We start from the raw sequence: 21,245 nt of genomic DNA on the forward strand, positions 1-21,245 counted from the left end.
TCCCGAAGGGGGGGACCATGAGCACCATCATCGACATCCACGCCCGCGAGATCCTCGACAGCCGGGGCAACCCCACCGTCGAAGTCGACGTCATTCTGGAAGACGGCACCATGGGCCGCGCCGCCGTGCCCTCGGGCGCCTCGACCGGCGCGCACGAAGCCGTCGAGCGCCGCGACGGCGACAAGGCGCGCTACATGGGCAAGGGCGTCCTTGAGGCCGTGCAGGCCGTCAACGGCGAGATCGCCGAGAACCTGGTCGGCGAGGACGTGACCGAACAGGTCGAACTCGACCGGCTGATGATCGAACTCGACGGCACCCCCAACAAGTCGCGGCTGGGCGCCAACGCCATCCTGGGCGTGTCGCTGGCCTGCGCCAAGGCGGCGGCGGAATTCTGTAGCCAGCCGCTCTATCGCTATGTCGGCGGCACCTCGGCGCGCGTCCTGCCGGTGCCGATGATGAACATCATCAACGGCGGCGAACATGCCGACAACCCGATCGACATCCAGGAATTCATGATCATGCCGGTCAGCGCGGGCAATATCCGCGACGCCGTGCGCATGGGTTCGGAGGTCTTCCACACGCTGAAGAAGGAACTCTCGGCGGCGGGCCTGGCCACGGGCGTGGGCGACGAGGGTGGCTTTGCACCCAACCTCAGCTCGACCCGCGACGCGCTGGACTTCATCCTGAAGGCGATCGAGAAAGCCGGCTACAAACCGGGCGAGGACATCTATCTGGCCCTCGACTGCGCCTCGACCGAATATTTCAAGGACGGCAAATACGACATGAAGGGCGAGGGCAAGGTGCTCAGCTCGGCCGAGAATGTCGATTACCTGGCCGCGCTCTGCGCCGATTACCCGATCATCTCGATCGAGGACGGCTGCGCCGAGGACGACTGGGACGGCTGGAAGCTGCTGACCGACACGCTGGGGGGCAAGGTCCAGCTGGTGGGCGACGACCTCTTCGTGACCAACCCCGCGCGTCTGGCCGACGGCATCCGCAAGGGCGTGGCCAACTCGATGCTGGTCAAGGTCAACCAGATCGGGTCGCTGACCGAGACGCTCCAGGCCGTCGAGATGGCCCATCGCGCGCGCTACACCAACGTGATGTCGCACCGCTCGGGCGAGACCGAGGACGCCACCATCGCCGATCTGGCCGTGGCCACGAATTGCGGTCAGATCAAGACCGGCTCGCTGGCGCGCTCGGACCGGCTGGCGAAGTATAACCAGCTGATCCGTATCGAGGAAATGCTGGGCGCCACGGCCGAATACGCCGGCCGTTCGATCCTGAAATAAGGCCCGCGCGGCCTGCGACGAAGATGCGAAAGCCCCCCCGCGCGGGGGCTTTCGTCATTGCGGGGGGAGAGAGAGACGGATGGACACGGCGGATCGGATCATCGCGGCGCTGGATCTGCGGCCGCATCCCGAAGGCGGCTGGTATCGGGAAACCTGGGTGGCCGACGCCGCCGAAGGCACGCGCCCGGCCGGCACCGCCATCCTGTTCCTGTTGCGGGCGGGCGAACGCAGCCATTGGCACCGGGTGGACGCCGCCGAGATCTGGCATTTCCACGCCGGCGCGCCGCTTGCGCTGCGCATCGCCGAAACCGAGACCGGCCCCGCGCGCAGGCATCTTCTGGGCCCGGACGTTCTGGCCGGACACAGCCCCCAAGGCATCGTGCCGCCCCATCACTGGCAGGCGGCCGAGACCACGGGCGCCTATACGCTGGTCGGCTGCACCGTCAGCCCCGGCTTCCGCTTCGAGGGCTTCACCCTGGCCCCGCCCGGCTTCGACATCCCCTGAGCCGGTTGCAAAAGGACAAGTTCCGGCAGGATTTCCCTTTCCGCAGCGGGCGGTGTCGTTGCGAAATGAACACCGCCCCCGACGGATCGGCGCACGGGATGTTGTGTTTTGACGAATTTCGCGCGCGCAACCGCCCCTGAACCCCGCCCGAAAGTTGCATTCTGAACATTTCGCCGCTGCCGTCAGTCCGCGGCGGGCACCAGCATGGCCAGAACCTCGCGCCGCATCGGCGCCCGGCGATGTTCGAAAAGGTAGATCCCCTGCCAGGTTCCCAGCCCCATCCGCCCGTCGATGACAGGGATCTGCAAGGAGATCGGCAGAAGCGCGGCCTTGATATGCGCGGGCATGTCGTCGGGGCCTTCGTCGCGGTGGGTGATCCAGCCCATCGCCGGATCATCGGCCGGCGGCACCAGCCGCGCGAAGAAGGCCTGAAGATCGGCCTGCACGTCGGGGTCGGCGTTCTCCTGGATCAGGAGCGAGGCAGAGGTATGCCGCACCATCAGCGTCAGAACCCCCGTGCGCGGCCGCGCGCAGAGCCACTCCGCGACGGGGGCGGTGAATTCGGTCAGGCCCGGCCCGCGGGTCTGAAGGGCAAAGATCCGGTGCATGGCCAAAGACTTGCGCCCCGCCGCCCCGGAGGTCAAGCCCTGCCCCCCCGGCATTCGGGCCAACGCGCATTCGGACTTGTCAACCGGGGCGTGCATGCGCTCAGATGGACCCAGCCGCATCGGGAGGGTTTCCATGCCCCGCACCATCGTCCTCATGCTCGACGGCACCTCGAACGAGATCGCCGCCAACCGTTCGAACATCCTGCGTCTCTATGGCACGCTGGAAAAGACGGACCGGCAGGTCGTCTGGTATGATCCCGGCGTCGGCACGCTGGGCCCCGAACGCGCCTGGCTGCGGGCGCGGCGCAAGGCCTCCGAGGTGTTCGGCATGGCGACGGGCTGGGGCCTAGACGAGAACGTCAAGGAGGCCTATCGCTTCCTGTCCGAGACCTGGGCCCGCGACACCACCCCCGAGAACCGCGACCGCATCTTCCTGATCGGATTTTCGCGCGGGGCCTATTCGGCGCGGGTGCTGGCGGGGTTCATCCATGCCGTGGGGCTGATAGAGCCGCGCAACCTGAACCTGCTGGAGTATGCCTATCGCGCCTACAAGCGGATCGGCGAGACCGGCCGGGACAGCGATTTCGACGAGATCCGCCTCTATCGGCGCATCCTGCGCGCCGAACAGCCGCCGATCCGGGCGCTGGGGCTTTTCGACACCGTGACCTCGGTCATCGAGCAGGGCCGCTTCGGGCCGCGCCTGCGCAGCCATGCCTTCACCTCGGTCAACCCGTCGGTGGAAGCGGTGCGCCAGGCGCTGGCCCTTGACGAGCGGCGCACGATGTATCGCCCGCTGCGCTGGCCCGAGGGCGGGCTCTATCAGGCCGACCGGCTGGACCGCGCCGCAGCGGCGCGCCCGCAAGACCTGCGCGAGGTGTGGTTTGCCGGGGTCCATTCGGATGTGGGCGGCGGCTATCCCGAACCCGAGGCGCAGCTGGCCAAGCTGTCGCTGCGCTGGATGGTGGCGGAACTGGCCGCGCTGGGGCTGACGTTCGACGCCGACGCCCTGCGCCTGATCGTCGAGGGCCAGCCCCCCGGCCAGGGCCATGTCGCCCCCGACCCCGCCGGCGATCCGCATCAGTCGATGAAACCGCTCTGGCGGCTGCTGGAATATCTGCCGCGCAAGAAGCCCGAGGGCTCGACCCGGCCCGATCTGGCGGGCTGGGTGCTGCCGATGTGCGAGCCGCGCCCGGTGCCGCAAGGCGCACGCATCCACCGTTCGGCGCTGGAACATGCGCGGCTGAAGGGGCGGGCCTTTCCCAACCTGCCCGCCGATCACCGGATCGAGGGCTGAGGCGCTATTCCCCCGCCGTCCCTGCGTCGCCCGCCCCCGCGTCGCCCGCTGCCCCCGCATCGCCCGTCAGCAACGGGCGGATGTCGCGTGCGACGATGCCGGGCGTCAGCGGGCCGGCATAGCGGTAGAGGATGGTGCCGTCGCCGGCCACGACAAAGGTTTCCGGCACGCCGTAGACACCCCAGTTGACGGCCGTATCGAGCCCCGTGTCATCGGTGCCGATGCGCTCATAGGGGTTGCCCATCTGGCCCAGGAAAGTCAGCGCCTGGGCGGGCTTGTCCTTGTAATTGACGCCGATCACCTCGACCCCGGCCAGCGCCAGATCGGTCAGCACCGGATGTTCGATCCGGCAGGGCGCGCACCACGACGCCCAGAAGTTCACCAGCTTGGGCGCCCCGTCGCGCAGATCGGCGTCGGTGGGCGCCGTTGACCCCGGCAGCGTGCCCAGCACCAGCGCCGGCGCAGGCTTGCCCACCAGCGCCGAGGGCAGCGCGCGCGGGTCTTCGCGCTGCATGCCCCAGACGAACAGCCCCGCCAGCCCCGCAAAGATCAGCGGCGGCAGCACGACCAGCGGCGAAATCCTAGCCATTGTCCGGTTCTCCCTCTTGCTTGGCCCCGCGCGCCCGCGCCTCCATCGCCGCAAGCGCACGACGCACCCGCGCGCCGCGCCAGAGGCTGGCCACCACGATCCAGGCCAGCAGCACCAGCGTCGCGCCATAGGCCGTCATCACCACGGCCCCGTATTTGCCCAGTTCGGGAAACATCACGCCTCCTCCATGCGCGCGCGCGCCTCAAGCGCCCGCATCCGGCGCAGACGGATCTCGGTGCGGGTGCGCACCAGCACCAGCGCCACGAACAGCGCCACGAACCCCGCCATCGCCAGCAGCAGCGGATACCAGTAGACGTCGGACACGTGCTCCTGCTTGTCGAGCGAGAGCGAGGCGCCCTGATGCAGGCCCTGGTTCCAGAAATTGACCGCATAGCGCGACAGAAGCGCAAAGACCGAACCCACGAGGCACAGCACCCCGGTCAGGTCGGCCGCGGTGTCGGGGTTCTCGACCGCCTCCCACAGCGCCATGTAGCCCAGGTAGAACAGGAACAGGATCAGGAACGAGGTCAGCCGCGGATCCCATTCCCACCAGGTGCCCCACATCGGCTGGCCCCAGATCGCCCCGGTGATCAGCGCGATCAGCGTCATCACCATGCCGATGGGGGCCGCCGCCTTGGCCGCCAGCGCCGACACATGATGGCGCCGCACGATCCAGATCAGCGAGGTGACCAGCATCATCACCCAGATGTTGATCGCCATCATCGCTGCGGGCACGTGGATATAGATGATCTTGACGGTCGAGCCGAAATTCTGCGCCTCGGGGGTGAAGAAGAAGCCCCAGACCAGCCCGCCGACCAGCGACACGATGGCCAGGCCCCAGGCCCAGGGCATCAGCCAGCGCGAGGTCTGCATGAACTTCACGGGGTTTGCGTATTCCCAGATCGACATCTTTTCCCGCTTGCCTTTCCGCTGGCCTTGAATGTCAGGCGCGCTTCATCTCAGGTTCACGCGCAGCGCCGCCGCCGCGGCAAAGGGCACCAGCGCCAGCGCCCCAAGCGTGATCCCCGCTTCCAGCGCCAGCGCCACCATGTGGTCGGTGCCCGCCAGGACACGCCGCACCACCTCGGCGCCGAAGATCAATGTGGGGATATAAAGCGGCAACACAAGAAGCGACAAGAGAAGACCGCCGCGCTTGAGCCCCACGGTGATCGCCGCACCGAAGGTGCCCAGCACCGACAGCGCCGGCGTGCCGACCGCAAGCGAGACGACAAGCCACAGATGCCCCGGCCAGGGCAGATGCAGCAGCACCCCGAAAAGGGGCGCGGCCAGGATCAGCGGCAGGCCGGTCGTGATCCAATGCGCCAGCGCCTTCATCACCGCCACCGCCTCGAGCGGCAGAGGCGAGGTCGCCAGTAGCTCGAGCGAGCCATCCTCGTGATCGAGCGCGAAGATCCGGTCGAGCGACAGCAGACAGGCCAGAAGCGCCCCCACCCACAGGATGCCCGGCGCGATCACCGCCAGAACGCCGCCCTCGGGGCCGACGCCAAAGGGAACCAGCGTGGTCACGATCAGGAAGAACGCCAGCCCCAGCCCGAAACCGCCGCCGGCGCGGATGGCAAGGCGCAGGTCACGCAGGAAGAGCGCCCACATCAGCGGCCCCCTTTCGGGCACGAATGATCCCAAGGGCAGCGGCGGGCGCTCATGCGAAGGCCTCGTCGAAACTGCCGCGGTGGCCGCCCTGTTCGGGCGGGCGGGCGCGATAGGCGCCCAGATCCAGAACGCGGGCCTCCTGCTCGAGACCCAGGCCGATATGGGTGGCGATGACCGCCGCCCCCCCGCGCGCCAGATGATCGCGCACGACGCCCGCAAACAGCGCCACCGAGGCGGTGTCGAGCGACACGGTGGGCTCGTCCAGAAGCCACAGCCGCCGCCCCGTCACCAGAAGCCGCGCCAGCCCCAGCCGGCGCTTCTGCCCCGCCGACAGGTTCTGCGCCGGGCGATCGCGCAGGCTGCGCAGGTTCATCGCCGCCAGCGCCGCGTCAATCTCGGGCTGGCCATGGACGCGGGCCCAGAAGGTCAGGTTCTCGGCCACGGTCAGGGTGGATTTCAGCCCGTCGGCATGAGCGGCATAGGTCAGGATCTCGGGGTCGACCGCGATGGTCCCGCGCAGCGGCGGTTGCAGGCCGGCCAGCGTGCGCAAAAGCGTGGTCTTGCCCAGCCCGTTGGGGCCGCGCAGCACCAGCGCCGTGCCGGGGGCGACGTCGAAGCCCACGCCCTCGATCAGCGCCACACCGCCGCGCGCCACGGCCACATCCTGCACCGACAGAAGCGCGCTCATCCGCCGGCCCCCGCGCCCGTCTCGGGCAGCGGCAGCAGCGCCGCGCAGACCCGCCGGCCCTCGGACAGAAGTTCGTTGTAGCTGCGCGCGGCCGAGCGGGTGGACATGGCCTCGAAGCGCAGCCCCGCGGCCTGAAGCGCCCGGCCCAGATCGGCCGGCACGGGCGCGAAATCGGCACCCATGCCCAGAAAGACGATCTCGAGGCCCTGCGCAAAGCCGATCAGCCCCGCGGCATCGGCCGGCCCGCCCCAATCGGCGGCGCGCTCGGCGCGCACCAGAACCGGGCCGCGCCGGACCGCCCCCGCGATGCGGAAACCGCCCGCCCCCAGCGCGTCGATCATGGTCGCCCCGGCGGCGGGATCGAAGCGCCTGAGGCTCACGGGCGCGCGTCCTCGGGGCCTTCGGGCGCGGGCTTGGACCAGTCGCGCTTGACGCCCAGCCACAGCACGATGTTCTTGGCCACGAAGACCGACGACCAGGTGCCGACGATCACGCCCCAGGTCATGGCGAAGACGAAGCCGCGGATCACGTCGCCGCCCAGCACCAGAAGCGCGATCAGCGCCAGAAGCGTGGTCCCCGAGGTCATCACCGTGCGCGACAGCGTTTCGTTGACGGCCAGGTTCATCACGTCGCGCAGCGGCGTCGTCTTGTATTTGATCAGGTTCTCGCGCAGCCGGTCGAAGACGACCACGGTGTCGTTGATCGAATAGCCCAGGATCGTCAGCAGCGCGGCAATGATCGCCAGGTCGAACTTGATCTGGAGAACCGCGAAGATCCCCACCGTGACCATGATGTCATGGACCAGCGCGGCCACGGCGCCCACGGCGAACTGCCATTCGAAGCGCAGCCAGATATAGATCAGGATCGCCACCGTGGCCGAGGCCACGGCGATGATCGCGGTCTTGATCAGCTCGCCCGAGACCTTGGGCCCGACGGATTCGACCGCCTCGAAGCCAAGGCTGGGGTCCACCGCCTGAAGCGCGCCCTCGATGGCCGACAGCGCCTCGGGGCCCAGGCTCTCGGCGCCATCCTGCGCCTGAACCCGGATCTGGGCCACGTTCTTTTCGGGGCCGAAGGTGGGGTCGAACACCTCCGAGATCGACACATCGCCCAGATCCAGCGGCGCGATGGCGGCGCGATAGGCGCCCACGTCGACGGGCTGGGTGGCCTCGGTGCGGATGGTGGTGCCACCACGGAAGTCGATGCCGAAGTTCAGGCCGAAGATCAGCACCGCGATCAGCGAGGCCACGACCATCGCACCCGAGAAGCCCAGCGTGACCCACTGGTAGCGGAAGAAGTCGATCGAGGTCTTCTCGGGGACGAGCTTGAGACGGAATGCCATGACTGCCCCTTACAGCGAGAGGGTTTTCGGACGGCGACGCTGGAACCAGGTCACCACGAAGAGCCGCGTGACCCAGATCGCCGTGAAGACCGAGGTCAGGATGCCGACCGCCAGCGTCACCGCGAAGCCGCGCACCGGGCCCGAGCCCGCGAAGAACAGGATCGCGGCGGTGATGAAGGTGGTGATATTGGCGTCCACGATGGCCGACATGGCGCGCTGATAGCCCTGCTCGATGGCGCGGGCCGGGCCGCGCGCGCTGCGCAATTCCTCGCGGATGCGCTCGAAGACCAGCACGTTGGCATCGACCGCCATGCCGATCGTCAGCACGATCCCGGCGATGCCCGGCAGCGTCAACGTGCCGCCGATGGCCGAGAGCACGCCGAAGATCAGCGCCACGTTGATGAGAAGCGCAAAGCCCGCCATCACCCCGAAGAGACCATAGCTGGCGATCATGAACACGACCACCGCGCCCAGGCCGACCATGGCGGCGATGCGCCCGGCCTCGATCGAATCCTGGCCCAGTTCCGGGCCGATGGTGCGTTCCTCGAGGAAGGTCATCCCCGCCGGCAGCGCGCCTGCGCGCAGCAGCACGGCCAGGTTGGTCGATTCCTCGACCGTGAAATTCCCGGTGATGATGCCCGATCCGCCGGCGATATGCGCCTGGATCACGGGCGCCGAGATCACCTCGCCGTCCAGCACGATGGCGAAGGGCTCGCCGATATGGGCGGCGGTGTAATCGCCGAACTTGCGCGCGCCGGTGGGGTTAAAGCGGAAGGACACCGCCGGGCGGCCGTTCTGGTCGAAATCGGGGCGCGCATCGACCAGCTCGTCGCCGGTCACGACCGGGGCGCTCTCGAGTTCGTAGTAAAGATCGGGGGTTTCGGCCGAGGGCAGGATCTCGCGGCCCAGCCCCGGCGCGGCCGAAGGCGTGGCATTGCGCCGGACCACCGGCTGGAAGGTCAGCTTGGCCGTGGTGCCGATCAGCGCCTTGAGTTCCTCGGCCGAGCCGAGGCCGGGCACCTCGATCAGGATGCGGTCGGCGCCCTGGCGCTGGATCGTGGGCTCGCGCGTGCCGACCTCGTCGACGCGGCGGCGGATGATCTCGAGGCTCTGCTGGATCGTGCGCGTGTCCATCGCCGTGCGTTCGGCCTCGGACAGGCGCACGATCAGCTTGCCGCCCGCCGCGGTGACCTCAAGATCGTCCTGACCCACGCCGGTCAGCGTGACCACGGGCGTGGCCAGCTTGCGCGCGGCCGCGACCGCGGTGGCCATTTCCTCGGGATTGGCGATCTGGACGTGCAGCTCGCCTTCGGGGCCGGGCACGCGGCGAATCCCGCCGATGGTGGCGCGTTCGGCCGCCAGCGTCCGGCGCAGTTCGGGCCAGAGCGCCTCCATCCGGGCCTTGTAGGCGTCGGCCACATGGACCTCGGCCAGAAGATGGGCGCCGCCGCGCAGGTCAAGGCCCAGATTGACCAGCCCCGAGGGCAGGAAATCCGGCCACAGCGCCCGATCGGCGGCCTGTTCGGCGGTCTCGAATCCCGCCTTCTCGGCGGCGGCAACAGCGTCGTTATGCGCCTCGACCCGTTGATAGAACAGGTTGGGCGCCGCCAGGATCACCCCCGCGGCCACAAGGCCCAGGATGATCGCGCGCTTCCACAGCGGGATCTGGAGCATCCGTGCCCCCTCAGTTGGAATTGGCCGCAGCCGGTTCGGTCTTCGACAGGACCTGGGCGATGGTGGCCTTGATCACGCGGACCTTGACGCCCGTGGCGATCTCGACCTCGACCTCGCCGTCCTCGCGGACATGGGTCACCTTGCCGATGATGCCGCCCTGGGTGACGATCTGGTCGCCCCGGCGCAGCGCCTCGACCATGTTGCGGTGTTCCTTCATCTTTTTCTGCTGCGGACGGATCAGCAGGAAATACATGATGGCAAAGATCAGGATCAGCGGCACGAATTGCGAGAAAGCGGCGGTGGCCGAAACGTCACCGGCGGCCTGCGCATAGGCGGGGGTTGCGAACATGTCTCTTCCCTGGTCAGGGGGCCCTGCCGGATGGCGCCGGGCCCGGATTTGATCGCCGCGCACCCTAGTGGCAAGGCGGAATGGGCGCAAGGCGCAAGGGCGGGAACCGGCGGGGGGAGGCCACGCCTCCCCGCCCGCGGCGGCCCCTCGATGGGGCGGCCGTGGGCTCCCCCCCCCCGGGGCGGCCGTGGGCTCCCCCCCCCCCGATGCAGCGCCCGGCGCAACGCCTCCCGCAACGCCCCCGCGACACCCAATGCAACGCCCGACATGCGGCGCCACCGCTCTTGAGGGCCGGGCCCGGCTGGGGCTATCAAGGGGGCCAGAGCCCCAATCGCAGGATCCCCCCCCATGAAGATCGACGGACGCCATTTCCGCACCATCTGGACCAATGACGCGGGCCAGGTCGAGATCATCGACCAGCGCTGGCTGCCGCATGAATTGCGCATCAAACCCCTGCCCGACCGCGCCGCCTTTGCCACGGCCATCCGCGACATGTGGGTGCGCGGTGCGCCGCTGATCGGGGCGACGGCGGCCTGGGGCGTGGCGGTGCAGATGGAGCACGACCCCTCGGACGCGTCGTTGACCGAAACCTGGCAGGTGCTCCACGAGACCCGGCCCACGGCGATCAACCTCAAATGGGCGCTCGACGAGATGGAGCGCCTGTTGCGCCCGCTGCCCCCCGCCGAACGCGCCGCCGCCGCGCGCAAGCGCGCCGCCGAGATCTGCGACGAGGATGTCGAGGCCAACCGCCAGCTCGGCGCGCATGGCCTGGCCGTCATCCGCGAGATCGCCGCCAGGAAGCAGGGCCGCGTCAACATCCTGACCCATTGCAACGCCGGCTGGCTGGCCACCGTGGACTGGGGCACCGCGACCTCGCCGATCTATCAGGCCGCCGAGGAGGGCATCGACGTGCATGTCTTCGTCGACGAGACCCGCCCCCGCAACCAGGGCGCGCAGCTCACCGCTTGGGAGCTGGCCTCGCACGGCATCCCGCATGCGCTGGTGGTGGACAATGCCGGCGGCCATCTGATGCAGCACGGCGAGGTCGACATGGTCATCGTCGGCACCGACCGCACCACGGCCAATGGCGATGTCTGCAACAAGATCGGCACCTATCTCAAGGCGCTGGCCGCCCATGACAACGGCGTGCCCTTCTATGTGGCGCTGCCCTCGCCCACGATCGACTGGACGCTCCGCGACGGGCTGAAGGAGATCCCCATCGAGGAGCGCACCGCGCGCGAGGTCACCCATGTCCAGGGCCGCGCCCCCGAGGGCCATATCACCGAGGTTCAGATCTCGCCCGATGCCACCGGCGCGCGCAACCCCGCCTTCGACGTGACCCCGGCGCGGCTGGTGACCGGCCTCATCACCGAGCGCGGCATCTGCGCGGCCTCGCCCGAGGGGCTGGCCGCCCTCTTTCCCGAGCGCGCCCGCGGCTGAGCCCGCGCGCGGCGGATGTGGGCTGATCGGGGCTGGCGGCGGCGGCGCCCAGCCCCGTCAGGACGCGGGGGCAGCGGGGGCCGGCAGCGCGTCCCGCCTCTGCTTCCCGGCTGCACGCGCAGGCGCCACCGGACGGGGTCTGGCTGAGTCGAATGGCGGCGGGGCGTGCGGCGGCGGGTGGGGGCGGCCCGCGGACAAGACCGGCAGAGCGCCGCGCCGGTCAACGCCCGCAGAGATCCGAGCGGATCAGGAAGCGCCGCTCGCGGCCGTTGTCGAGGCTGAACATGCCGCCGCGCCCCGGCACCACATCGAGCGTCAGAAGGGTCGCGCCCCAGGTCTCGGCCTGGGCGCGCCCCATCCAGACCGGCGTCGCGCCGATCCGGCCCAGACGGACATCGCCCACGCCCAGACGAAAGCTGCCCTCGGGGTAGCACATCGGCGAAGAGCCGTCGCAGCAGCCCCCCGAGACATGGAACATCACCGCGCCATGATCGGCGCGGATCTCGTCAAGAAACGCCCGCGCCGCCGCGGTGGCGGCCACCTGCGGCAGGCCCGCAGCACCTTCGGCCGCAGCCTGCGCGGGGGCCCGCTCCTGGGTCTGCGCGGGAGCCGCGGCTGACGGGGAGGCCACGGGATCGGCCACTTCGGGATCGGGGGACAAAGGGTCGAGCGTCACCGGATCGGGGCCAGGAACGGGACGGGTCATGGCAGATGCGTCCTTGTTGCATGCGGGCCGCCACCAGGACGGCCTGTCATCGGGACGGCCTGTCATCGGGGCGGTCTGTTATCGCGGCGGTCTGTTATCGGGCGGCCATCTTCGGGGAGGGTCATCGCCGGGCGGTCTGTCGCCGGGGAGGGCCATCGTCGGGGGGGGGCCTCCGCCGGAGGGGCCGCACAAAAAGTGGGCGGGCGCGCGATGGCCCGCGCGCCCGTCCGTTCTTCCGGTCTCGCCCAGGCGGGAGCGTGCTCAGAAGAAGCCCAGCTTGGCCGGCGCATAGCTGACCAGCATGTTCTTGGTCTGCTGGTAGTGATCCAGCATCATCTTGTGGGTCTCGCGGCCGATGCCCGATTGCTTGTAGCCGCCAAAGGCCGCGTGCGCCGGATAGGCGTGATAGCAATTGGTCCAGACGCGCCCGGCATGGATCGCGCGGCCGAAGCGGTAGCAGGTGTTGATGTTGCGGCTCCAGACGCCCGCGCCCAGCCCGTAAAGCGTGTCATTGGCGATATGCAGCGCCTCGTCATGGTCCTTGAAGGTGGTCACCGACACGACCGGGCCGAAGATTTCCTCCTGGAAGACGCGCATCTTGTTGTGGCCCTTGAGGACGGTCGGCTGGACGTAATAGCCGCCCGACAGCTCGCCCCCCAGATCGGCGCGCCCGCCCCCGATCAGCACCTCGGCGCCTTCCTTGCGGCCGATGTCGAAATAGCCGAGGATCTTCTCCTGCTGCTCGGAAGACGCCTGCGCGCCGATCATCGTGGCGCCGTCGCGCGGGTCGCCCTGCTTGATCGCGGCCACGCGCTTGAGGGCGCGCTCCATGAAGCGGTCATAGATGCTTTCGTGGATGAGCGCGCGCGAGGGGCAGGTGCAGACCTCGCCCTGGTTGAGCGCGAACATCACGAAGCCCTCGATCGCCTTGTCGAAGAAGTCGTCATCCTCGTTGCAGACATCCTCGAAGAAGATGTTGGGCGACTTGCCGCCCAGCTCCAGCGTGACCGGGATCAGGTTCTCGGAGGCATATTGCATGATCAGCCGGCCGGTCGTGGTCTCGCCGGTGAAGGCGATCTTGGCGATCCGGTTCGACGAGGCCAGCGGCTTGCCCGCTTCAAGGCCGAAGCCGTTGACAACGTTGAGAACGCCGGGCGGCAGCAGGTCGCCGATCAGCTCGGCGAAGACCATGATCGAGGCCGGGGTCTGCTCGGCGGGCTTGAGCACGACGCAATTGCCCGCCGCCAGCGCCGGGGCCAGTTTCCAGCACGCCATCAGCAGCGGGAAGTTCCACGGGATGATCTGGCCGACCACGCCCAGCGGTTCGTGGAAGTGATAGGCGATCGTGTCCTCGTCGATCTCGGAGAGCGAGCCTTCCTGCGCGCGCACGGCGCCGGCGAAATAGCGGAAATGGTCGATGGCCAGCGGCAGGTCGGCGGCGCGGGTCTCGCGGATGGGCTTGCCGTTGTCCCAGGTCTCGGCGGTGGCCAGCAGTTCGAGGTTCTGCTCCATCCGGTCGGCGATGAGGTTCAGCACGCGCGCGCGTTCGGCCGGCGAAGTGCGGCCCCAGCCCTCGCGGGCGGCATGGGCGGCGTCGAGCGCGGCCTCGATGTCATGGGCGTCGCCGCGGGCGATCTCGCCGATGGCGCCGCCGGTCAGCGGCGTGGTGTTGGTGAAATAGCGCCCCGAATGCGGTGCGCGGAATTCGCCGTTGATGAACTGGTCGTAGCGCGCGCGAAACGGCGAGACCGTCACCCCCTGGAAAGCCTGTGTCTGATCGTTCGGCATTGTCTTCTCCTCCCTGAGAAAGCCGGACCCCTCCCGATCCGGCGTGAACACATCCTGCACCAGCGACACGTCGCCGCATAGCAGGGCTGCATGTCGATCATGGCGCATCTGTCTCGGGTTTGAGACAGCCGCGCCCGGAAAACCGCACGGCCCCCGAAGTGCGCCCCCCCGATGCGGCAGACGGGCCCCGGAGAGACAGGGGGCCAAGGGGGGGGACGGCGCCGGCGCCCCATCGAGGGGCGCGCGTCCCCGGCGGCGGCGCGTTGCGCCCCCGCAAGCGTGCCCTTTGCCTGCCCGTTGTCCCTTGGCCCTCCCATCGCCCCTCTGACGGCCCGCTTCCCCGTGGCCGCCAGCCCATGCGTGCGCAGAGGCGGGGATCAGACCTCGAGACCCAGCGCGCGCGCCTTGCGGTAGAAGGTCGCCCGGCCGATCCCCAGCTCGCGCGCGGCGGCCGAGACATTGCCGCCCGAGCGCGCCAATGCCCGCGCCATTTCCGAGGCCTGCGCCCCCGACAGCCCCTCGCGGCGCGTGGCGGCCTCGAGCAGGTCGCCCGCGGGCACCCGCCCCAGCGCCTCGGCCTCGATCCCGAAGACGCGGCGGGCGGCACGGCTGGCGCCCACGATCAGGTCGTCGCGGTCGATGGCCAGAAGGACCGGCCCCATGCCTTCGGGCGCGGGCGCGGCGGCGGTCACGATGCGGGCGCCGGCATGGACGCTGCGGAACAGCTCCGCTTCGATGCGCTGCGCGGCATCCTGCACCGACAGCGCCACCATCCGCGCCAGCCCCTCGGAGATGTCGGCGCGCGCCGAGGAAACGTCGAGCACGCCTGCCAGCTCGCCCTGGGCGCCGAAGACCGGCGCGCCCATGCAGGCCAGCGCGGTGTTGCGCGCACGGAAATGCTGGTCGCGCCAGACGATGACGCTGCGCGCCTCGGCCAGGGCGGTGCCGATGCCGTTCGTGCCCTCGGCGCCTTCGGACCAATCGCCCCCCGGCGCCAGCCCCGCGGGATGAAAGAGCGGCATGTCGGCGGGGCGGATGCGTTCTTCCAGGATCAGCCCGCGCGCATCGGTCAGCAGCACCGCGCAACCGGTCTCGCAGGCGGCGCGCGCCAGCCGGTCGAGCACCGGCCCCGCCACCGACAGAAGCGGGCCGGCCGCCTCGCGCCGGGCGCGGATCTCGGCCTGCGACAGCCGCTCGGGCGGGGCGGCATGGCCGGGGTCAAGCTTGTGGTGCAGAAGCGAACGCCGCCAGGACGCTGCGAAGCTGGACCGCGAAGCCGCCCCCGAAGCCGCGACCTGGCGCACGATCTCGACATGTTCGGGACGACCGGCCCGCACGCGGGGCGGACGCCCCCCCGAGGGCGGTGGCGCGCTCTTGAGCTCCATCGGCAAAGCCTCCCTCTTTGCGATGATTGCGCCACCAGCCTACCGGCTTTCGGCCAGGGCACGCAACCGGTGCGTGCACGGCCGGGCTTCAATCCGGCGTGTGCCGCAGCGCGCGAAAACCGCGCTGCGCGGCAGCGGCGCGGCGATCAGGGGGCCTCGGCGGTGTCCGCTTCGGCGCGCCGGCCGCGAAACCCGGTGGCGACGACGAATTTCTCCGACGAATCCGAACGGCTTGCCGGCGGCTTCACATTCGCCACCTTGGTGAAATTGCGCTTGAGAAGGGTTTGAAGCTCGGTCTCCGCGCCACCCGCAAGCACCTTGGCAACGAAGGTGCCGCCCTCCTCGAGCACGTCGAAGGCCAGTTCCGCCGCCGCCTCGCACAGTGCCACGATCCGCAAATGGTCGGTGCCCTGATGCCCCGAGGACGCCGCCGCCATGTCCGACATCACCACATCGGCGCACCCGCCCAGCCAGGCCTTGACCTGATCGTCGGCGCCCTCGGACAGGAAATCGAGCTGGTGGATCTCGGCGCCGGGAACGGGGTCGACCTCCTGAAGGTCCACGCCCAGGACGCGGCCGATCTTCTTGCCCGATTTCTCGCCCAGCGCATTGACCCGCGCCACCGCCACCTGGCACCAGCCGCCGGGCGCACAGCCCAGATCGACCACCCGCGCGCCGGGCACGAGAAAGCGATACTTGTCGTCCAGCTCAAGGATCTTGTAGGCCGCGCGGCCGCGATAGCCCTCGCGCTTGGCGCGCTGCACATAGGGGTCGTTCAGCTGCCGCTCGAGCCACAGCGTCGAGGAGAGCTTGCGCCCCTTGGCGGTCTTGACGCGCACCCGCAGGTCGCGCTGTCCCCGCCCCGACGTGTTGCCCCGTGCAGCCCCCGACTTGCCGGCGCCGCCCTTGCCCGGACCCTTGGCCATCAGATCAATCCTTCCTCGCTCAGGACGCCATCGGCGGCCATCTGCGCATAAAGCAGCCCCTCGCGCAGGCCGCGGTCAGCCACGCTCATCCGGTCGGTGGGCCAGACCCGCATCAGCGCCTGAAGGATCGCCGCCCCCGACATGATCAGGGTGTGGCGATCGCGCCCGATGCGCGGATCGGCGCGCCGTCCCTCGGGGCCCAGCGTCAGATATCCACGGATCACCGCGTCGATCTGGGCCGAGGACATGGTCAGCCCGTCGACCCGCGTGCGGTCATAGCGGCGCAGGCCCAGATGGCAGGCCGCCACCGTCGTCACCGTCCCCGAGGTGCCGATGATCTGGAAGCCCTCGCGCGGGGAACCCGACGAATAGGGGCTGAAATCGGCCAGCTTCTCCTCGAAGAACCACGACATCAGGGCAAAGCGCGCGCTGTCGTCCTCGACATCGGCGAATTGATCCTTGAGCGTGGCCACCCCCAGCGGCACCGAGATCCAGTCGACGACGCGCGCCTTGGGCCCGTCGCTCTGATCGGCGTGGAACCCCGCGCTGAGGCGCATCAGCGCGCGCGCGCGTTCAGGCCCTGGCACCTCGGCCAGATCGATCCACACGAGTTCGGTCGAGCCGCCGCCGATGTCGACCACCAGCAGCTGTTCGGTGCGCGCCGAGACCAGCGGCGCACAGGAGATGACCGCCAGACGCGCCTCTTCCTCGGGCTGGATGATCTCGAGCGGAAGGCCGGTCTCGCGCCGCACCAGCCGCATGAAGTCGCGCGAATTGCGCGCCCGGCGGCAGGCTTCGGTGGCCACCAGCCGCATCCGGCGCACGCCATGCGTCTCGATCTTGCGGCGGCAGATCTGGAGCGCCTGCACCGCGCGCCCGATCGAGGCACGCGACAGCCGCCCCGAAGCTTCGAGACCGTGGCCCAGCTGGACCACCTTGGAAAAGCTGTCGACGACCTGGAACTGACTGCCCGCGGGCCGGGCAATCAGCATGCGACAACTGTTGGTGCCGAGATCCAGCGCGGCATAAAGCTCGGCCGGATCGGCGGGACGGGTGGCGGGCGGCTCGACCTTTTTCGGGAACGCGCCCGCACCCCTGGGACGCCTGGGCGTCATGATCACGCCCTCCGATTTCAAGTTGCCCCGAATTTATCCCGCCGCCGCGGGACGATCAAGACTTGCCGGCGGACCCGACGCGGCCTCAACGCGCCGTCATGGCGGCCCAGCCGGGATGCGCGGGGGCGCGGCGGCGGTCTCGCTGATGCCACAGGGCCTTCGAAACCGACATCCGCGTCGCAAAACCCCCGCCCTTCGGTCGCAATCGGCCATGTCGCCGCATGTCCCCGGCCCTATCTGTGGACCAACGAAAGGAGCCCCCCTCTTACAGGCCCCCCCCGCAACAGGAGCCCCCACGATGGCGCGGATCACCCTTGTCTTCTGGCGCGACATGCCCGCGCAGGTGCTGGCCGGTTCGGGCCGGCGGGCCACCCGCGTGGAACTGTCCCCGCGCTTTGCCGAGGCGATCGACCGCGCGGCGATGGCCGGGGGCGCGCGCGACGAGGGCGCCTATCTCGACGGCTGGCACCGGCTGGGCCCGTTCGAGGTCGCGGGGACCGACGCCGAGGCCACCACGGCCCTGGCCGACCGGATCGAGACGCTGTGCACCGACGATTGGCTGCGCGCGCGCATCGCGTCGGGCGGCACCGACCCCGATGCGGCCCGCACGCTTCTGGCCGCGCTGCTACCCGACACGCCCGCCGACTGACACGCCCGCTGACTGACACGCCCGCTGACTGACACGCCCGCTGCCCGAAACGCCTGCTGACTGACGCATGACCGCCGACTGACACCCCCGCCGACCGACATCCGCCCGGCTTCGCCCATCCGTTCCCGCCCGCCCTTCGCCTCTCGTTTCTCGCACCCTTCCACCCGACAAGGTTCGCCATGATCAACGGCTCGTTCTCCTCTCCCGTCGCGCCCGTGACCCCGATGACCTCGCCCGCGCCTTCGCCGATGGCCGCACTTCTGAGCGGCGCCTCGATCGAGGTCATGCCGCGCACCCTGGCCGCCATTCCCGACCTGCGCGCGCTGCTGGCCCCCGGCACCCGCGTCTATGTCGCCAATATCGAGGGCACGCCCTTTTCCGACATGCTGGCCGCCACGCGCCGCCTGCGCGCCGAGGGCTTCGAGCCGATGCCGCATTTCCCCGCCCGGCTGATTGCCGACCGCGCCGCGCTGCGCGCGCAGATCAGCGCCTATCGCGGCGAGGCCGACGTGCGCGAAGCGCTGCTTCTGGCCGGGGGCGTCAAGAAACCCGTCGGACAGTTCGACAATTCGATGCAGCTTCTCAATTCCGGCGCCTTCGACGATTTTGCCCGCCTGCATGTGGCCGGCCACCCCGAAGGGAACCGCGACATCGACCCTTCGGGCGGGCAGAAACGCCTGCTTGAGGCGCTGTTCACCAAGCAGGACTTCGCCCAGCAGAGCGGCATCCCGATGGCCATCGTCACCCAGTTCGCCTTCGAGGCCGCGCCGGTGATCGACTGGGCGCGCAACCTGCGCACCGAAGGCATCACCCTGCCCGTCCACCTGGGCGTGGCCGGTCCGGCCAAGCTTCAGACGCTGCTGAAATTCGCCATTGCCTGCGGGGTCGGCGCCAGCCTGCGCACGTTGCAAAAGCGTGCGCGCGACGTCACCAAGCTGATGGCGCCCTTCACGCCGGCCGATCTTCTGGCCGCGGTCGCCGCCCATCGCGCGTCGCATCCCGACAGCCTGATCGAGGCCGTGCATTTCTTCCCGCTGGGCGGTATCAAGGCTTCGGCCGAATGGCTGGCCGCGCAGAAAAAGGGGTGAGCGATGACCAAAACCGTTCTCGAATCGAAATCGAAGACCGTCACCATCGGTTTCGACGCGCCGTTCTGCGTGATCGGCGAACGCATCAACCCCACGGGGCGCAAGAAGCTGGCCGCCGAGCTTGAGGCGGGCGATTTCTCGACCGTCGAGAAGGACGCGCTCGAGCAGGTGGCCTGCGGGGCGATGGTTCTCGATGTCAATGCGGGCGTCGTCTACAACTCGAACCCCAACCCCAACGAGACCGAGCCGCCGCTGATGACGGCGATGATCGAGCTGGTGCAGGGGCTGGTGGACGTGCCGCTGTGCATCGACAGTTCGGTGCCCGGCGCGCTCGAGGCCGGTCTGGCCGTGGCGCAGGGCCGGCCGCTGGTCAATTCGGTCACCGGCGAGGAAGAGCGCCTCGAACGCGTGCTGCCGCTGGTCAAGAAATACAACGTCCCCGTGGTGGCCATCTCGAACGACGACACCGGCATTTCGGAAGACCCCGACGTGCGCTTCGAGGTCGCCCGCAAGATCGTCCAGCGCGCCGCCGATTACGGCATTCCCGCGCATGACATCGTGGTGGACCCGCTGGTGATGCCGGTGGGGGCGATGGCGACGGCGGGCCAGCAGGTCTTTGCCCTCGTGCGCCGGCTGCGCGACGAGCTGGGCGTGAACACGACCTGCGGCGCCTCGAACATCTCCTTCGGGCTGCCCAACCGGCACGGGATCAACGCCGCCTTCCTGCCGATGGCGATCGGCGCGGGCATGACCTCGGCGATCATGAACCCGGTCCGCCCCGTCGAGATGGAGGCCGTGCGCGCCGCCAACCTGCTGATGAACCACGACCCGAACGGGACCGAATGGATCGCCTTCTCGCGCGTGCTCGACGCGATGAAGGAGGGCAAGGACTTCCCCACCGCCTCGCGCGAGGCCGCCGAATCCCGCGGCACCGGCCGCCGTCGCCGCCGCGGCTGAACGGCCGGACGGGTCGCATAGGGACAAGGGGCCGGGGCGCTTGCGTATCCCGGCCTTTTCCTTGGCCGATCTTTTCGTTGGCGCGCCTTTTTTCGTTGGCGCGCCTTTTCCTTGGCCCGCCTTTTTCTGGGCACGGGGGTTTCATCGACGCGAAGGGCGCCCGCGCGGGCTGCGGCGTGGACCGGGAATGAGGGCCGTAGTGACGAAAGGGGGCGCAAGCCCTCAGGCGGCCGCGTCCATCGCCCGTGCCGGATCGAACGGGTCGATCTGCATCGCGCCATCGGCTTCGAAGGTGCAAAAGGCGCCCGCGGGGATCTCCTGCCAGTCGGGTTCGTCGGTCTCGAGCGGCTCGGACACGACCGCGCGGCCCGCCCGGCTGTCGGACCAGCGATGCCAGAGCGTGGGCGCCAGATCGTCGGTCGCATAGCGCACGGCATAGAGCTTTTGCCCGTCCGACAGAGCGCAGGTCAGCCGCACATGCGGGGCGGCGCCCTTCTCGCGGCTCAGCCGCTCAAGCCGGGCGGTGGCGCGCTCAAGTGCGGCGCGCGGGTTGTCCGCAAGCCCGGCGCCAAGCGCCATCAGGAACAGCGCCTCGCTGTCGGTCGCACCCTTGCGCTGGGGATAGAGCGCCTCGGGGATCGCCATCTCGGCATCGCGGCGGAAGGCATCATAGCCGCCGATCTGGCCGTTATGCATGAACGACCAGCGCCCCACCGCGAAGGGGTGGCAATTGTTGCGCGAGGTGGCCGTGCCGGTCGAGGCCCGCACATGCGCCAGAAACAGGCGCGATTTCACCTGCGCGGTCAATGCCTTGAGGTTCGGATCCGACCAGGCGGGCATCACGTCGCGGTAAAGGCCCGGTTCGGGGCGATGCGCATACCAGGCCACACCGAAACCGTCGGCATTGATCGCCGTGGGACATTGGGTTGCGCAATGGCTTTGATGGATGAGCGAATGCCGCGGGCGGCTGACGATGTCTTCCAGAAAGATCGGTTGCCCGATATAGGCAGCCCAGCGGCACATGAGAGGCGGCCCCTTTGCGATAAAGGCAGAGCGGTTGCGGTTCAGGAATGCTGACACGCTAGCGTTACGAAAGCCTTGCGCCAAGTGGCCAGCAGGTCGCAGCCCGATGCATGGCAGCCCCCGATGCTTGGCAGCCAAACCCCAAGCGCCGCGTCCCGCCGCCCGTCCCCCGCGCATGAAGAAGGGGGCCCGCGGCCCCCTTCCCGTTTCCGGTTC

23 protein-coding genes are annotated in these 21,245 nt (G+C 69.4%); 7 read left to right on the forward strand and 16 right to left on the reverse strand.

Annotation, left to right across the window (positions count from 1 at the left end; all coding sequences use genetic code 11):
* The first annotated feature begins 17 nt into the window (after window positions 1-17).
* A complete protein-coding gene (eno, locus tag BW949_RS11255; protein ID WP_076366121.1) occupies window positions 18-1,292 on the forward strand; it encodes a phosphopyruvate hydratase in 1,275 nt (424 codons plus the stop codon).
* Window positions 1,293-1,371: 79 nt separating this feature from the next.
* Window positions 1,372-1,797 (forward strand): cupin domain-containing protein, encoded by a 426-nt coding sequence (locus tag BW949_RS11260; protein ID WP_076366123.1) that lies wholly within the window; start codon window positions 1,372-1,374, stop codon window positions 1,795-1,797.
* Between the two features lie 182 nt (window positions 1,798-1,979).
* Here the strand turns inward: BW949_RS11260 and BW949_RS11265 are convergent, their stop codons facing one another.
* Complete coding sequence (locus BW949_RS11265) at window positions 1,980-2,405, reverse strand: secondary thiamine-phosphate synthase enzyme YjbQ (protein ID WP_076366125.1); 426 nt, start codon at window positions 2,403-2,405, stop codon at window positions 1,980-1,982.
* Between the two features lie 133 nt (window positions 2,406-2,538).
* Between BW949_RS11265 and BW949_RS11270 the strand changes: the two genes are divergently transcribed.
* Window positions 2,539-3,699, forward strand: coding sequence for a DUF2235 domain-containing protein (locus BW949_RS11270; RefSeq protein ID WP_076366127.1), 1,161 nt, complete (start codon window positions 2,539-2,541; stop codon window positions 3,697-3,699).
* A 4-nt stretch (window positions 3,700-3,703) separates the two neighbouring features.
* Here the strand turns inward: BW949_RS11270 and BW949_RS11275 are convergent, their stop codons facing one another.
* From BW949_RS11275 to yajC, 9 genes are read right to left on the reverse strand one after another with little or no spacing between them, the layout of a single operon-like run.
* Window positions 3,704-4,288: a DsbE family thiol:disulfide interchange protein gene (locus BW949_RS11275; protein ID WP_076366129.1), complete on the reverse strand. Its 585-nt coding sequence runs from the start codon at window positions 4,286-4,288 to the stop codon at window positions 3,704-3,706.
* Window positions 4,281-4,463 carry a heme exporter protein CcmD gene (gene ccmD / locus BW949_RS11280; RefSeq protein ID WP_076366131.1) on the reverse strand — a complete coding sequence of 61 codons (183 nt, stop codon included), beginning with the start codon at window positions 4,461-4,463 and terminating at the stop codon, window positions 4,281-4,283. Before ccmD ends, BW949_RS11275 begins: the two co-directional genes overlap by 8 nt.
* Window positions 4,463-5,197, reverse strand: a complete 735-nt coding sequence (locus tag BW949_RS11285; RefSeq protein WP_076366133.1) for a heme ABC transporter permease — start codon at window positions 5,195-5,197, stop codon at window positions 4,463-4,465. The genes ccmD and BW949_RS11285 overlap by 1 nt, the downstream gene beginning before the upstream one ends.
* 45 nt (window positions 5,198-5,242) lie before the next feature.
* Window positions 5,243-5,899 (reverse strand): heme exporter protein CcmB, encoded by a 657-nt coding sequence (ccmB, locus tag BW949_RS11290; protein ID WP_076366135.1) that lies wholly within the window; start codon window positions 5,897-5,899, stop codon window positions 5,243-5,245.
* Window positions 5,900-5,948: 49 nt separating this feature from the next.
* Window positions 5,949-6,587 carry a heme ABC exporter ATP-binding protein CcmA gene (ccmA, locus tag BW949_RS11295; RefSeq protein WP_076366137.1) on the reverse strand — a complete coding sequence of 213 codons (639 nt, stop codon included), beginning with the start codon at window positions 6,585-6,587 and terminating at the stop codon, window positions 5,949-5,951.
* Window positions 6,584-6,967 (reverse strand): Mth938-like domain-containing protein, encoded by a 384-nt coding sequence (locus BW949_RS11300; RefSeq protein ID WP_235816280.1) that lies wholly within the window; start codon window positions 6,965-6,967, stop codon window positions 6,584-6,586. The genes ccmA and BW949_RS11300 overlap by 4 nt, the downstream gene beginning before the upstream one ends.
* Complete coding sequence (secF, locus tag BW949_RS11305) at window positions 6,964-7,929, reverse strand: protein translocase subunit SecF (protein WP_076366139.1); 966 nt, start codon at window positions 7,927-7,929, stop codon at window positions 6,964-6,966. The genes BW949_RS11300 and secF overlap by 4 nt, the downstream gene beginning before the upstream one ends.
* 9 nt (window positions 7,930-7,938) lie before the next feature.
* Window positions 7,939-9,603 (reverse strand): protein translocase subunit SecD, encoded by a 1,665-nt coding sequence (gene secD, locus BW949_RS11310; RefSeq protein ID WP_076366141.1) that lies wholly within the window; start codon window positions 9,601-9,603, stop codon window positions 7,939-7,941.
* A gap of 10 nt (window positions 9,604-9,613) precedes the next feature.
* Window positions 9,614-9,952, reverse strand: a complete 339-nt coding sequence (yajC, locus tag BW949_RS11315; RefSeq protein WP_076366143.1) for a preprotein translocase subunit YajC — start codon at window positions 9,950-9,952, stop codon at window positions 9,614-9,616.
* A gap of 348 nt (window positions 9,953-10,300) precedes the next feature.
* Here yajC and mtnA point away from each other — a divergent pair, with 348 nt between their 5' ends.
* Window positions 10,301-11,392 carry an S-methyl-5-thioribose-1-phosphate isomerase gene (gene mtnA / locus BW949_RS11320; protein WP_076366145.1) on the forward strand — a complete coding sequence of 364 codons (1,092 nt, stop codon included), beginning with the start codon at window positions 10,301-10,303 and terminating at the stop codon, window positions 11,390-11,392.
* A gap of 220 nt (window positions 11,393-11,612) precedes the next feature.
* Here mtnA and BW949_RS11325 read toward each other — a convergent pair whose 3' ends face one another.
* The 5 genes from BW949_RS11325 to BW949_RS11345 all read right to left on the reverse strand — a co-directional run bounded on the left by BW949_RS11325 (window position 11,613) and on the right by BW949_RS11345 (window position 17,312).
* A complete protein-coding gene (locus tag BW949_RS11325) occupies window positions 11,613-12,098 on the reverse strand; it encodes a DUF779 domain-containing protein (protein ID WP_083947735.1) in 486 nt (161 codons plus the stop codon).
* A gap of 261 nt (window positions 12,099-12,359) precedes the next feature.
* A complete protein-coding gene (adh, locus tag BW949_RS11330; protein ID WP_076366147.1) occupies window positions 12,360-13,886 on the reverse strand; it encodes an aldehyde dehydrogenase in 1,527 nt (508 codons plus the stop codon).
* 377 nt (window positions 13,887-14,263) lie between these two features.
* Window positions 14,264-15,271: a GAF domain-containing protein gene (locus BW949_RS11335; protein ID WP_083947736.1), complete on the reverse strand. Its 1,008-nt coding sequence runs from the start codon at window positions 15,269-15,271 to the stop codon at window positions 14,264-14,266.
* 146 nt (window positions 15,272-15,417) lie between these two features.
* Window positions 15,418-16,197, reverse strand: a complete 780-nt coding sequence (locus BW949_RS11340; RefSeq protein ID WP_076366149.1) for an RlmE family RNA methyltransferase — start codon at window positions 16,195-16,197, stop codon at window positions 15,418-15,420.
* On the reverse strand, window positions 16,197-17,312 hold the full coding sequence (locus tag BW949_RS11345) for a Ppx/GppA phosphatase family protein (protein WP_076366151.1): 1,116 nt from the start codon (window positions 17,310-17,312) through the stop codon (window positions 16,197-16,199). Before BW949_RS11345 ends, BW949_RS11340 begins: the two co-directional genes overlap by 1 nt.
* A gap of 298 nt (window positions 17,313-17,610) precedes the next feature.
* Here BW949_RS11345 and BW949_RS11350 point away from each other — a divergent pair, with 298 nt between their 5' ends.
* The 3 genes from BW949_RS11350 (at window position 17,611) to BW949_RS11360 (ending at window position 20,006) form a co-directional block, all read left to right on the forward strand.
* Complete coding sequence (locus tag BW949_RS11350) at window positions 17,611-17,961, forward strand: virulence factor (RefSeq protein ID WP_076366153.1); 351 nt, start codon at window positions 17,611-17,613, stop codon at window positions 17,959-17,961.
* 179 nt (window positions 17,962-18,140) lie between these two features.
* Window positions 18,141-19,049: a methylenetetrahydrofolate reductase gene (locus tag BW949_RS11355; RefSeq protein ID WP_235816281.1), complete on the forward strand. Its 909-nt coding sequence runs from the start codon at window positions 18,141-18,143 to the stop codon at window positions 19,047-19,049.
* Window positions 19,050-19,052: 3 nt separating this feature from the next.
* The gene (locus BW949_RS11360) at window positions 19,053-20,006 is read left to right on the forward strand and encodes a methyltetrahydrofolate cobalamin methyltransferase (RefSeq protein ID WP_076366155.1); all 954 of its coding nucleotides are present in this window, start codon (window positions 19,053-19,055) and stop codon (window positions 20,004-20,006) included.
* Between the two features lie 222 nt (window positions 20,007-20,228).
* On the opposite strand, the gene BW949_RS11365 is transcribed toward BW949_RS11360, so the two are convergent.
* A complete protein-coding gene (locus BW949_RS11365; RefSeq protein ID WP_076366157.1) occupies window positions 20,229-21,029 on the reverse strand; it encodes a class II glutamine amidotransferase in 801 nt (266 codons plus the stop codon).
* Window positions 21,030-21,245: the final 216 nt, after the last annotated feature.

It is taken from the genome of Phaeovulum vinaykumarii (assembly GCF_900156695.1).
In the GTDB taxonomy this organism is placed as follows: domain Bacteria; phylum Pseudomonadota; class Alphaproteobacteria; order Rhodobacterales; family Rhodobacteraceae; genus Bieblia_A; species Bieblia_A vinaykumarii.